Source organism: Acinetobacter sp. AM (genome assembly GCF_003105055.1).
Taxonomy (GTDB): domain Bacteria; phylum Pseudomonadota; class Gammaproteobacteria; order Pseudomonadales; family Moraxellaceae; genus Acinetobacter; species Acinetobacter tibetensis.
On record NZ_QETG01000025.1, the window covers coordinates 45,729 to 58,823 of the forward strand.

7 protein-coding genes and 1 CRISPR repeat array are annotated in these 13,095 nt (G+C 37.8%); of the genes, 6 read left to right on the forward strand and 1 reads right to left on the reverse strand.

The genetic code is table 11. The annotated features are described in order from the left end of the window. Positions 1 to 95: 95 nt before the first annotated feature. Positions 96 to 656, reverse strand: coding sequence for a 1-acyl-sn-glycerol-3-phosphate acyltransferase (locus DCO44_RS13185; RefSeq protein WP_116762635.1), 561 nt, complete (start codon positions 654 to 656; stop codon positions 96 to 98). A 658-nt stretch (positions 657 to 1,314) separates the two neighbouring features. Here DCO44_RS13185 and cas1f point away from each other — a divergent pair. The 6 genes from cas1f to cas6f are packed head-to-tail and all read left to right on the forward strand — an operon-like array spanning position 1,315 to position 9,470. Continuing rightward, positions 1,315 to 2,274, forward strand: coding sequence for a type I-F CRISPR-associated endonuclease Cas1f (gene cas1f / locus DCO44_RS13190; RefSeq protein ID WP_116762637.1), 960 nt, complete (start codon positions 1,315 to 1,317; stop codon positions 2,272 to 2,274). Then, the gene (cas3f, locus tag DCO44_RS13195) at positions 2,271 to 5,660 is read left to right on the forward strand and encodes a type I-F CRISPR-associated helicase Cas3f (protein ID WP_116762639.1); all 3,390 of its coding nucleotides are present in this window, start codon (positions 2,271 to 2,273) and stop codon (positions 5,658 to 5,660) included. Before cas1f ends, cas3f begins: the two co-directional genes overlap by 4 nt. An 18-nt stretch (positions 5,661 to 5,678) precedes the next feature. Further along, a complete protein-coding gene (csy1, locus tag DCO44_RS13200; protein WP_116762640.1) occupies positions 5,679 to 6,947 on the forward strand; it encodes a type I-F CRISPR-associated protein Csy1 in 1,269 nt (422 codons plus the stop codon). After that, positions 6,947 to 7,834, forward strand: coding sequence for a type I-F CRISPR-associated protein Csy2 (gene csy2, locus DCO44_RS13205; protein WP_116762642.1), 888 nt, complete (start codon positions 6,947 to 6,949; stop codon positions 7,832 to 7,834). The genes csy1 and csy2 overlap by 1 nt, the downstream gene beginning before the upstream one ends. Before the next feature lie 26 nt (positions 7,835 to 7,860). Beyond that, a complete protein-coding gene (gene csy3 / locus DCO44_RS13210) occupies positions 7,861 to 8,874 on the forward strand; it encodes a type I-F CRISPR-associated protein Csy3 (RefSeq protein WP_116762644.1) in 1,014 nt (337 codons plus the stop codon). A gap of 2 nt (positions 8,875 to 8,876) precedes the next feature. Then, positions 8,877 to 9,470 carry a type I-F CRISPR-associated endoribonuclease Cas6/Csy4 gene (gene cas6f, locus DCO44_RS13215; RefSeq protein ID WP_116762646.1) on the forward strand — a complete coding sequence of 198 codons (594 nt, stop codon included), beginning with the start codon at positions 8,877 to 8,879 and terminating at the stop codon, positions 9,468 to 9,470. A gap of 131 nt (positions 9,471 to 9,601) precedes the next feature. Continuing rightward, positions 9,602 to 12,993: direct repeats of the CRISPR family, unit length 28 nt; unit sequence GTTCACTGCCATGTAGGCAGCTTAGAAA. The last annotated feature ends 102 nt before the right edge of the window (positions 12,994 to 13,095 follow it).

The window sequence follows — 13,095 nt, forward strand, 5'->3', positions numbered from 1 at the left end:
TTGGCCTTATGCCAAATCAAATTGAGCAGATTCTACCATAAGCCCTTTTTTTAGAGAAAGGGCTTAAGTTTGAGTTTTTAAACAATTGAACGGTGCTATTTGGGTTCAGGAATAATAATGTCCAATCCCACATTTTCTTTATACAACTTTTGCATAAGTGCTAGGTCGTGATGAAGTTCAGTGGGATAAATTTTGCCAAAAATACCACCTTGCTTGGTTTGTGAGTTGGCATACATCAAAACAATAGGCACATTGGCAGCTTTGGCAATATGCCAAAATCCTGTGCGGATAGGTTTGCGGACTTCACCATCTTTTGCACGAGTTGCCTCTGGTGCAATGACCAAATTAAATTTTTCGTGAGAGGCAAAAAGGTCGACCATTTGTCCTACAATATCTTGATTAGATTTACGGTCAACTGGAATTCCGCCAATAGCTTCTAGCAATGGTTTCAACGGGCCCTTAAACAATTCTTTTTTGATGAGGGTATGAATTTTAATATCGTAAATTTGGAACAAGGCAAGAGATAAAACAGCATCCATCATTGAGGTGTGCTCAAAACCCACAATTACTTGTTTGTTTTCGAGGGTATTGAGTTCTACGTGATATTGCCAGCCCGCAAGTTTAAATGCGGATTCGCCAATCATTTTTTTTAACATAGCGGATCTTAATGTTATGGGGTTAATCAAGCTTGCTAATGTCTGCTTATTTCAAAATAAGGTCAATAGCTGGAATGATGTAATTGCATATATAAAATACAAGTGTATATTTGGTTTTTTGTTTTGTTGTAACGTCTCGGTTATACCAACAAATTGTCATATTTATTCGTTTTATTGATCAACTCATTGAAAAAAAGTCTTAATTTATTGGAAAAATCACTATTCATTGCACTTAAACCATATTAGACTTTTGTCTTAGATGAAATGGAACTTCATTGAATATCTGTCGTTTTACTAAAGCTAGTTTAGGATTGAACAATATGATGTATTTTTCCGCTTTTCTGTTGGTCTTTTTGTTTTTTTTATTGGTCGTGATTTGGTCTTTAATCGAATTCTATTTAGATTTTCGAAAAAATAAATCAGTTAAATCATAATGAATGAGACAATTTACTGTATTTTTTGTTGATCTATTGAGTTTAATTTTTATATACAAAGCATGAGCTTTACGACCAATGCTTTAAGTTGAAAAATAAGAATTCTGTTTAAACTTAAGGGTGAAATAAACGTCAAAGTATGTCGTTTTAAATTCAAGCTTTATATATTTTTCTAATAATTTTTTTATACTCATTTTAATTATTACATTTATAGTTTTATAAAAATGGAACAACTGAATCCATCTGACTTAAAAGCAATTCTTCATTCAAAACGCGCCAATGTCTATTACCTTGAACATGCTCGTGTCATGCAAAAAGATGGTCGGGTGCTTTACCTCACCGAAGCCAAAAATGAAAACCAATACTGGAATATCCCAATTGCCAATACCACAGTGATTTTACTCGGCACAGGTACGTCGATTACTCAGGCAGCGATGCGAATGCTCGCCAGTGCAGGGGTATTGGTTGGTTTTTGTGGTGGAGGTGGAACGCCACTTTTTATGGGCAGTGAAATTGAGTGGATGACACCGCAAAGTGAATACCGACCAACAGAATATATGCAGGGCTGGATGCAATTTTGGTTCGAAGATGACAAGCGTCTAGCGGTGGCAAAACAATTTCAACATGCACGTATCGATTTTATACGGAAAGTTTGGGACAAAGACCGTGATTTAAAAGAATACGGTTTTTATTTGGATGATCGGGATATTCAAACTGCACTGGATGGTTTTGAAAAGAAGATTCCTAACACCACAAAAGTTGGTGATTTGCTTTTGCATGAAGCGGCCATGACCAAACAACTTTATAAAATTGCGGCAACACGCAACAAAATGAGTTTTGAGCGCAATCGTGAACAGGGTGATTTAGCCAATGATTTTCTCAACCACGGCAATTATTTAGCCTATGGATTGGCAGCGACGACACTTTGGGTTTTAGGCATTCCACATGGTTTTGCTGTGATGCATGGCAAAACCCGCCGCGGGGCTTTGGTCTTTGATGTGGCGGATTTAATTAAGGATGCTGTAGTACTTCCTTATGCCTTTATTTGTGCAAAAGAAAAAATGACTGAGCAAGAGTTTCGTCAACAGATACTTCAGAAATTTACGGAGCATAAATGTTTGGATTGGATGTTTGATCAAGTGAAGGAAGCCGCTTTATCTTCTAAAAGTGGAGATGAAGCATGATTGTGACCTTTGTTAGCCAGTGTGAAAAGAAAGCTTTAGCTCGGACGCGCCGTGTATTGGATGCTTTTGCTGACCGTATTGGCGATAACACATGGCAAACGGTCATTACCGAAGATGGTCTAATTGCCGTTAAAAAATTATTACGTAAAACTGTCACGAAAAGCACTGCGGTAAGCTGTCACTGGATTCGGGGCAGACGTAGAAGTGAATTGCTGTGGATTGTGGGAAACCGCAATAAATTTAATGCACAGGGCATTGTGCCTGTAAATACAACAAAGAAAAAATTAGATCAAAATAAATGGGAAAATGATTGGCATTATTTACCTTTAATCAAAGCATTAGTGGCTATTTCTGCTTTATTGCATGACTGGGGCAAAGCAACAGTTTTATTCCAAGAAAAACTACAACCAAAGAGTAAGAATAGTAAAAAGGGTGATCCACTGCGACACGAATGGATTTCATGTTTATTACTTAATGCCTTAGTACAACATTCGGGCAATGTTAAACATGATGAAGCATGGCTGAATTTATTACTTCAACACAGTTGGAGTGAAGATGCATTAAAACAAACCATTACACAAAATTTAGATCAGTCCAAAGCTTTAGATCAACTGCCACCTATGGCGCAACTGGTTGCATGGTTGATTGTTTCCCACCATCGTTTGCCTGACTTAAAAGAAGAAGATCGTCGAAAGGCTTATGCATCTACCCCAAAAGAAACACTTCCAAGTTTATTAAAAAGTATTGGTGCAGATTGGGGGTATCAGAATAAATTTGATGAAAATGATTATAAGTCACGTTTAAAACAGTGTTTTGAGTTTGAACAAGGTTTACTCAGTCAATCTACAGAATGGACGAAACAAATCAAAAAATGGTCAGGACGTTTATTACAAGAATTAAGTCATACTGAACAAATATTTGCGGATGGTAGTTGGCGGGTGATTGTGCATCATGCGCGTTTATGTTTGATGCTAGGTGATCATTATTATTCATCTTGTGATGCAGATAAAACGTGGAAAACCAAGCTGACATTAATTGCTAACACGGATCAAAAAACCAAACAGCCAAAACAGTTTTTAGATGAGCATTTGGTCAATGTGAGTAAAAATGCTTTATTGGTGAGTCAATCTTTAAGCCGTTTGGCGGAAGAAATGGAACCTGCTTATGACATTCAAAAATTAAAAAAGAAAAGTCCAGGTGGATTTGAATGGCAAGATCAGGCGGTCAAAGGTATTCAGCAATTTATTCAAAAGAATGAAGGTTCTGAAAAGCAGGGTTGGTTTATTGTCAATATGGCAAGTACAGGCAAAGGTAAAACTATTGCCAATGCCAAAATTATGCAGGCACTTTCACCGAATGCCGATTCATTGCGTTATATCCTTGCCTTAGGTTTAAGGACTTTAACCCTACAAACAGGGGATTCTTATCGTCATGATATTGGTTTGGGCAATGATGAGCTTGCAGTTCTGATTGGTTCTAAAGCGGTTCAGGAGCTGCATCATAAAAACACGCAAAAGAAAGATGAAATAGAAAACGATCTTGGCGAGATTGGTTCTGAATCTTTAGAACAACTATTAGATAATGAACTTGATTATGAGTCGATGCCACAAGCCGATTTTATGAATGCATTATTTCCACAAAATCAGGCAGAACGAAATAAAGCATTTTTATATAAGCCTGTTTTGGCTTGTACCATTGATCATATTATGTCTGCTACCGAAACCAAACGCGGTGGAAAATATATTTTGCCATGTTTAAGGTTGTTGTCTTCAGATTTAGTCATTGATGAAGTGGATGATTTTAATGGGCAAGATTTAATTGCGATTGCTCGATTAGTCCATTTAACAGGAATGTTGGGACGTAAGGTGATGATTTCATCTGCAACCATTCCACCTGCACTGGCAGAAGGATTTTTCAATGCCTATCAGCAAGGTTGGCAACTATATTGTGCTTTTAAAAAGTTAAAAAGCACGGATGTAGTCAGCATGTGGGTCGATGAGTTCAAAGCACAAATACAAACAGTTCCGTTAGCGAATAACCACAATATTGTTTTGGATTATGAAAAGTCACATGAAAAATTTGTACAAATCCGTGCCAAATCTTTATTAGAACAAGTGGTGAAACATAAGGCATATCTGATTGATTGTGCCGATTTAGTGGTAGAAAAAAACACGCAACAATTAGATGAAAGTGTGCAGACAGAATATTTTAGACGTATTCAACAGCATGTAGAAAAATTACATCATGATCATCATACGATTGATGAAAAGACGGGTAAGCACGTTTCCTTTGGGGTGATTCGAGTTGCTAATGTTTCACCTTGTGTCGCATTGACCCAGTATTTATTGAATGCAGAATGGTCGCCTGCTGTGGCTGCTCGTACCATGGCATATCATAGCCGACAAGTCTTATTACTGCGCAGTGAGCAGGAACATCATTTAGATGAAGTGCTAAAACGTAAAGAAAAAATGGGTGAACAGCCCAAAGCATTTTCCAACCCTATGATTCGGCAACATTTAGATACGACCCAAGCAGACAACGTCATTTTTATTTTAGTGGCGACGCCTGTTGAAGAAGTCGGGCGAGATCATGATTTTGATTGGGCAATTGTGGAGCCATCTTCATATCGTTCGATTATTCAATTGACAGGGCGGGTACTTCGGCATCGTAAATTAGAACAGAATATTGAAAAGCCAAATATTGCTTTGCTGCAATATAACTTAAAAGGTTTAAGGAAAGCTGATGTTGCTTTTGAAAAGCCCGGTTTTGAAATTAATTCTGCGAAAGGGAATTTTAAATTAGACAGCAAGAATCTTGCTGAACTTGTAGATATCCAGAATATTGAATTAGGCATTAATGCAATTCCTCGCATACAACGTAATTGTCCATTGCAACCGACTAAAAAATTAGCTGATTTAGAACATGCTGTCATGGCAGATGCTTTAACGGCTTATGCAAAAGTTGGGGCACAACCGTTAAATGGTTGGCTCACGCAAAAATGGTTTTTAACCGCGCTGCCACAACGTTTTAATGCCTTTAGACAAAGTTCACCCAATATTCAACTGTTTGCCGTTTGGAAAAATGACAAGCTTATATTTTGTGAGAAAGATGATTTAGGTGAGTATATTGAGCGGACAGGTTTTTATCATATTTCTTGTGTTGAACTCAATGATTTAGAGAAAGAAAAACTTTGGCTCAATCGAAATTATGGCGACATTTTGTGTCGTATGGCAGTTGAAAAAGATTCAGAAAATGAAGATATTAAGAGTGAAGTAGAAAAATTATCAAAGCGTTACGGAGAAATAATGCTTCCTGAATATGACAGTAACAAAAAGCTGACTTATTCAGAGCAATTGGGTTTAGTGGTTTTGAATAAAGATAAATAATAGGGGGATGAATAGATAATGACAGCAAGTATTGAGGCATTTTTAAATGAACGAAAAGAGCTGTGGCTCAAAGATCGGTTAAAGAAAGCAGAAAATGAAACGGTAATTGCTGAATTACAGCAGCAAGCCAATGAACGGTTTAGTTTACAAGAATGGTTGCCTGATGCGGCTAAGCGAGTCAGTCAACTTTCGATGGTGAGCCATCCAAGTAAATTTAGTCATCCTAGTGCGAAAACATCCAGTGTAATTGTTCAGGCAAAGCATGCAGTTGATGGATATTTACGTAGTGGCAATGTGGATTATCCATTAGATGTTTTTGGTAATGCTGCGGCAATGGATGTCTTCAAATTTTTGTCAGTTAATTTGGATAATGGGCAAACTGTTTTAGATGCCTTTGAAAAACAGGATGAAGATTTAAAGCAATTCATTCAACGTTCTTCTTTGGACTTTGATGTTTTACGCTTAGCTTTTCTCGTGATCAAAGACAATGATACATCAGTAAAAACAGATCATTTAGTCAAGCAGGTTTATTTTCCAATTGGTGAAAAAAACTACCATTTACTTTCGTTGCTTACACCATCGGGATTAATCACCAAGTTAAAGCAAAGTATTGATGCAATACGGTTTTCAGAGGCAACAAAACTGGCAAAAGATCGACGTAAAAAAAATGAACTTGATGATGTTGGTTATGCCGATATTTATGATTTAACAGTGACGGCTTATGGTGGTACACAACCACAAAATGTCAGTGTATTAAATAGTCAAAATGCAGGACGGGCATATTTATTATCTAGTGCTCCACCTCAGTTTGAAAAACGTAAGGTGAACTTACCAACTAAAGATTTTTTTGTGCAGTGTCTTTATTGGAAAAAATTTAATCATGAATTTTCAATATTACAAAAGTATGTTCGTTCTGATTTAAAAGAAACGGAGCAAGTTGTAAGCAATAGGCATATACGAAAAAAGATCAGACAAACAATCCAACAAATTATTTATGAAATTTTGTTTATAGCATTTTGTATCCGTAGAAATCAGTCAGGATGGTCAAATAAGGAGTATTACCAATATTTGCCATTGGATCAAAGAATTTGGTTAGATGAAGTACATTTGGAACAAAGAGAACATCAAGAAGAATGGCGTGATGAAATTTCAAGACGCACAGCAAAATGGATATTAAACAGTTATGAAAAGTTTATGAGCCATTCAAACATGTTTAGCGATGTAGAAATTAAAGTAGTCAAAATAGTGGTCTTAGAAATACTAGAACAAGATAAGGAGTTTTTCTAATGCGTAACTTCTTACTTATTCCACATTTAAAAATTCAAAATGCCAATGCCATGAGTAGTCCATATACCATTGGCTTTCCTGCGATGACAGCATGGCTTGGTGCGGTACATGCCTTGCAACGAAAGTTACAAGCTCAAGGTTACACAAATATTGTTTTAGATAAAGTTGCAGTAAGTTGTCATCACTTTGATTTACAAACGTATAAGGGGCGAGGGGATTTTGTTCATTCCATTGTAGGAACAGCCAATCCGCTTGATAAAGATGGTAATCGACCTGCTTTTATTGAAGAAGCACGTTGCCACCTTGAAGTTTCACTGTTAATTGAATGTCAAAATTTAGACCCTGATGAAGAAAAACAGTTATTGGCAGATGTGCAGAAATTAATTTTGAGTATGAAATTTGCCAGTGGCGATGTATTGGCAGTGAAAAATTGTAGCTTGCAATATTTTGATGAAGATGGAGACCAAAATCAGCAACTCAAACCTCTTTTAAATAAATTAATGCTCGGTCATGTGCTGATTGAACGCCGTGATTTGGTTATTGAAAGTATGAATGAAGGTAAAGATGCCTTAGATGCTGTACTGGATTATTTAAAAGTTACACATAGTTCCATACAAGATGAAAATGGCAAAGTCACATGGTCATCGAAACGTAAAACCACGGGTTGGCTTGTTCCAATTGCAGTTGGTTTTCAGGGGATTTCAGAATTAGGGCAAGCAAAAAATCAGCGTGATGCCCATACACCACATCGTTTTGCAGAAAGTGTGATTACGTTGGGTGAATTTATTATGCCTTATCGAATAGAAAGTATTGATCAACTATTATGGAAATATCATGTTGATTTAGAAAATAATTTATACCTTTGTCAAAACCAAACTACAACTTAATTTTATATTGAAAAAAGGAAAAACTCATGGCTAAAAATGAAAAAGCAGTTGCAAGTGTCTTAGCATTTGAAAAGAAATTAGTCCCATCTGATGGATATTTTTATGGGACAAATTGGGATAATCGTGCTCAACAAACAGCATTAAAGTTAATAGAAAAATCTGTGCGAGGAACTGTGTCTCATCGCTTAAAGAAAACAACTGATCAAGATTTACTTAAGTTGAATATGGATATTGCAAATCCAAATCCTCAAAAAGTAGATGCTTGCTCACTTGGTGAAAATCAGGACACATTAAAAGTTTCATTTAGCTTAAAAGTGTTGGGTGGCGTAGAAAAACCATCTGCTTGTAATAACGAAACGTTCTTTAAGTCTTATGAAACTGTGGTAAAAGACTATATTCAGCAATATGGTTTTACTGAGCTTGCAAAACGCTATGCATTGAATATTGCGAATGGTCGCTTTTTGTGGCGTAACCGTGTTGGGGCTGAAAAAGTTGAAGTGGTTGTAACAGCCAATGATCAACCATCAATGACATTTAATGCATTTGAATATTCACTTCATGATTTTGATACGGTTGATAGTCAAGTTCAGGCGTTAGCTGACCAAATCGCTGCTGCTTTAAAGGGTGAATTGCCGTATTTACTGTTAAAGGTTGAAGCGTATGCTCTGGTGGGTAAAGCACAGGAAGTTTATCCAAGTGAAGAACTTGTATTAGATAAAGGTAAAGGCGATAAAAGTAAGATTTTATATCAAGTAAATGATGTCGCGGCAATGCACTCTCAAAAAGTTGGAAATGCACTACGTACTATTGATACGTGGTATCCAGAATTTGAAGATAAACAAATGGCTATTGCAATTGAACCCTATGGTGCAGTAACGAATTTAGGCAAAGCGTACCGTACTCCAAAAGAGAAAAAAGACTTTTTTACACTCTTTGATAAATATGCTTTGGGTGAAAAGTTAGAAAATGCTGAACAGGAACACTATGTTATGGCTGTTCTAGTCCGTGGTGGTGTATTCGGTCAAAGTGCTAAGGACTAAATATGAAATATTACCAAGAAATCACGCTGATTGATCAAGCCGAGATTTCATCGTATTTCATTTGGTCAAAGTTCTATACGCAGTTGCATATTGCTTTGGCTGAAATAAAAGATACAAATAATAAGGTGAATATTGGTGTGTCTTTTCCTCAATATCTCTTTGAGAAAAATGATAAAAATTCAAAAGTAAACTTAGGTAAAAAGCTGCGAATTTTTGCTCAAAATGAAGCTGATTTGAAAGAACTTGATCTTAAAAAATGGTTAGATCGATTAACTGATTATGTTCATATCACTTCTATTCGAGAAGTCCCAGAGAATATAAAAGGTTATGCCATTTATAAACGTAAACAGGTAAAAACCAATGCCGAACGTTTGGCGCGCCATCGCGTAAAACGCGGTGATATTGGTTTTGATGAAGCTTTGGCTCGTTATAGCAATGTTGTTACAACAACGGATCTGCCATTTGTCCAAATGAAAAGTTTAACTTCAGATCAAATGTTTAAACTTTTTATAGAAAAGAAAAATGCTGAACAATCTGAAAGTCAGGTTTTTAGTACCTATGGTTTAAGTTCACAGAGTTCTGTACCTGAATTTTAACCCAATATTTTTTCATTCTTTAACAGCTTAATAAAATCAATAGGTTATAAACGTGAGTTAAAACTTGGGTCTTTTATGGATTTTTAGTATTAACTCACTGTTATAACTTTATTTTTTGCTATAAAATTACTGTTCACTGCCATGTAGGCAGCTTAGAAACGCCCAATGAGTGAAAGGCGGGTGTTAAACCAGTTCACTGCCATGTAGGCAGCTTAGAAACATTTACTTCTGGCAAGCTGACCTATTTTGAAGTTCACTGCCATGTAGGCAGCTTAGAAATTTATCTTGAGCAGTCTTTCTTAGCATCTGCAGTTCACTGCCATGTAGGCAGCTTAGAAACAGGGAAAGTCACAAGCTTTAATTCTTTAACTGTTCACTGCCATGTAGGCAGCTTAGAAAAGCAGCATTTTGAGCAGCGTTACCAGCAAGTTGTTCACTGCCATGTAGGCAGCTTAGAAATTTTCTCTTTTAGCCTTGGCTCTTAATCTATTGTTCACTGCCATGTAGGCAGCTTAGAAATGTCGATGGGAAAGGTTGGAAGTCTTATTTTCGTTCACTGCCATGTAGGCAGCTTAGAAAGTAACAATGTGGATAATTAGAAATATTTAAACGTTCACTGCCATGTAGGCAGCTTAGAAATGTGACAATACCCACGTTTTGACCATTAATGTGTTCACTGCCATGTAGGCAGCTTAGAAATTTCGGTAATACAAATGTAGTCGATTCACCTAGTTCACTGCCATGTAGGCAGCTTAGAAAAACAAGCGCAACAGCTAAATATGCAGGCGCGTGTTCACTGCCATGTAGGCAGCTTAGAAATTCTTTAGTTTTACCGACAACAAAAGCAACGTGTTCACTGCCATGTAGGCAGCTTAGAAATAACATCCATTCACCGTTTCTGAACTCCATTCGTTCACTGCCATGTAGGCAGCTTAGAAATGCCAGAACTACGCGACATGGTTGTTTTGAAGGTTCACTGCCATGTAGGCAGCTTAGAAAGCACAATGTGAAAAGCGTAACTTTTTTAATAAGTTCACTGCCATGTAGGCAGCTTAGAAAGCATTAAAAAAGAAAAACCCCAGCCTATAACTGTTCACTGCCATGTAGGCAGCTTAGAAAAGTGAATAGGCCAGCACTGTCTGGCTTATTTTGTTCACTGCCATGTAGGCAGCTTAGAAATTGATCGAGTTGATAAATTTAATCAATAGCTCGTTCACTGCCATGTAGGCAGCTTAGAAATATATAATTATAATTGCAAGTCCTTTTGCAACGTTCACTGCCATGTAGGCAGCTTAGAAACAAAGCATTCATAAATGGAAGTAGGGTAGTATGTTCACTGCCATGTAGGCAGCTTAGAAAGCCCTGAAAGACGAGGTTTTACGGCTATATGGGTTCACTGCCATGTAGGCAGCTTAGAAACATTAGTAAATGAATCTCAGAGGCTCTAAAAAGTTCACTGCCATGTAGGCAGCTTAGAAATAGCTCTGTCACTGGTAGATATTGGCTAGATGGTTCACTGCCATGTAGGCAGCTTAGAAATGTTGAATTTGAGTACGCAGACGTTGAATCTTGTTCACTGCCATGTAGGCAGCTTAGAAATTAAGAGAAGTTGTAGAGTTCCTAGAATTAGGGTTCACTGCCATGTAGGCAGCTTAGAAAGTTCCAGAAGCTAGTAACGTGAGCAACACTAAGTTCACTGCCATGTAGGCAGCTTAGAAAAGTTTGCGTTGTTGTATTCCAATCACCTTTTGCGTTCACTGCCATGTAGGCAGCTTAGAAAACTCAAACCCTTTATCTGTTAACCTAGCCATTGTTCACTGCCATGTAGGCAGCTTAGAAATGAGCATGTTATTCCTGTGATTGAGTTTGTTAGTTCACTGCCATGTAGGCAGCTTAGAAATTCAGCTTGATCTGGATCAAAAGAGGTGTACAGTTCACTGCCATGTAGGCAGCTTAGAAATCATGAGATAGAAAACTGGAAGCAATATGTTCGTTCACTGCCATGTAGGCAGCTTAGAAATGCCAATTCCAATTTGCGGTGTTACCAACTACGTTCACTGCCATGTAGGCAGCTTAGAAATTTGCGCCCCAGCCCCTGTAATTACAACAATTGTTCACTGCCATGTAGGCAGCTTAGAAATAGTGGAGCAATGTAATGTATGACTTCGATTGGTTCACTGCCATGTAGGCAGCTTAGAAAATAATCTATTAATCCATTGAGATGATCTGGATGTTCACTGCCATGTAGGCAGCTTAGAAATGATACATAAACCAAGCTCCATTCACAAACTCGTTCACTGCCATGTAGGCAGCTTAGAAAATGGATGGATTCAATTTAATATTGAAGTGCATGTTCACTGCCATGTAGGCAGCTTAGAAATGCATATAAATTCTTTTCTGTCAACCCCTGCATGTTCACTGCCATGTAGGCAGCTTAGAAACTGCGGCTATGTACCATTTATACTTAATAATAGTTCACTGCCATGTAGGCAGCTTAGAAAGTCTAGCAAATATAAAGATACGCAGCCGAGTAGTTCACTGCCATGTAGGCAGCTTAGAAATTCTGGAAATTTACCCTGCGCGCGTACATAATGTTCACTGCCATGTAAGCAGCTTAGAAATAAAACTGTATCTAATGCGAAATAAGCAGCATGTTCACTGCCATGTAGGCAGCTTAGAAAAAATCCAGTAACAGGAGAAATAGCAGTATTTAGTTCACTGCCATGTAGGCAGCTTAGAAATGAGAAAAATTATAAGGACGGTAATTCACATTGTTCACTGCCATGTAGGCAGCTTAGAAATTCAAGAACAGGTGGACAATCCCCTAGTGGAAGTTCACTGCCATGTAGGCAGCTTAGAAATAATAAATCATGTGGTTGCGATCCTCGCGCTAGTTCACTGCCATGTAGGCAGCTTAGAAACACTTCACTATAAATACCACCACTAACACTAGGTTCACTGCCATGCAGGCAGCTTAGAAAATCGTCCGCAGCAAAAGAATCTACGGAAAAAAGTTCACTGCCATGCAGGCAGCTTAGAAAAAAAGTCTTTGCTGTGGCGGTACGCGCACCCAGTTCACTGCCATGCAGGCAGCTTAGAAAACTATGAGAACTTCCTTTTACCCCTGCATTTTGTTCACTGCCATGCAGGCAGCTTAGAAATGTGGGCTTTGTTTCTGTAAAACCGCTTACACTGTTCACTGCCATGCAGGCAGCTTAGAAACAAAAGCCGATATGTGTCCTTATCCTTGAACATGTTCACTGCCATGCAGGCAGCTTAGAAATGACTCTGGACACACAATAAACATTGCGTCGTGTTCACTGCCATGCAGGCAGCTTAGAAATGCGACAAGTAGCTGCGCACCTGCTGCCCAACGTTCACTGCCATGCAGGCAGCTTAGAAAGTCTGCGCATGTTACTTGCTGACATGTATTGCGTTCACTGCCATGCAGGCAGCTTAGAAATGCGAATATTCAGAAATACGATTGGATATTCCGTTCACTGCCATGCAGGCAGCTTAGGGCGTGTCCTCATTTGAAAAATAGATTTTAAAGACTTAATATAATCTTTCAAATTCCTTATATTTCTATATATTTCAATGGCACGTACCCTTTTAACAGATGATA

Coding starts and splice junctions, on each gene's coding strand:
- cas6f (WP_116762646.1), top strand. CDS start 8,877: ATGAAATATTACCAAGAAATCACGCTGATTGATCAAGCCGAGATTTCA.
- csy1 (WP_116762640.1), top strand. CDS start 5,679: ATGACAGCAAGTATTGAGGCATTTTTAAATGAACGAAAAGAGCTGTGG.
- DCO44_RS13185 (WP_116762635.1), bottom strand. CDS start 656: ATGTTAAAAAAAATGATTGGCGAATCCGCATTTAAACTTGCGGGCTGG.
- csy3 (WP_116762644.1), top strand. CDS start 7,861: ATGGCTAAAAATGAAAAAGCAGTTGCAAGTGTCTTAGCATTTGAAAAG.
- csy2 (WP_116762642.1), top strand. CDS start 6,947: ATGCGTAACTTCTTACTTATTCCACATTTAAAAATTCAAAATGCCAAT.
- cas3f (WP_116762639.1), top strand. CDS start 2,271: ATGATTGTGACCTTTGTTAGCCAGTGTGAAAAGAAAGCTTTAGCTCGG.
- cas1f (WP_116762637.1), top strand. CDS start 1,315: ATGGAACAACTGAATCCATCTGACTTAAAAGCAATTCTTCATTCAAAA.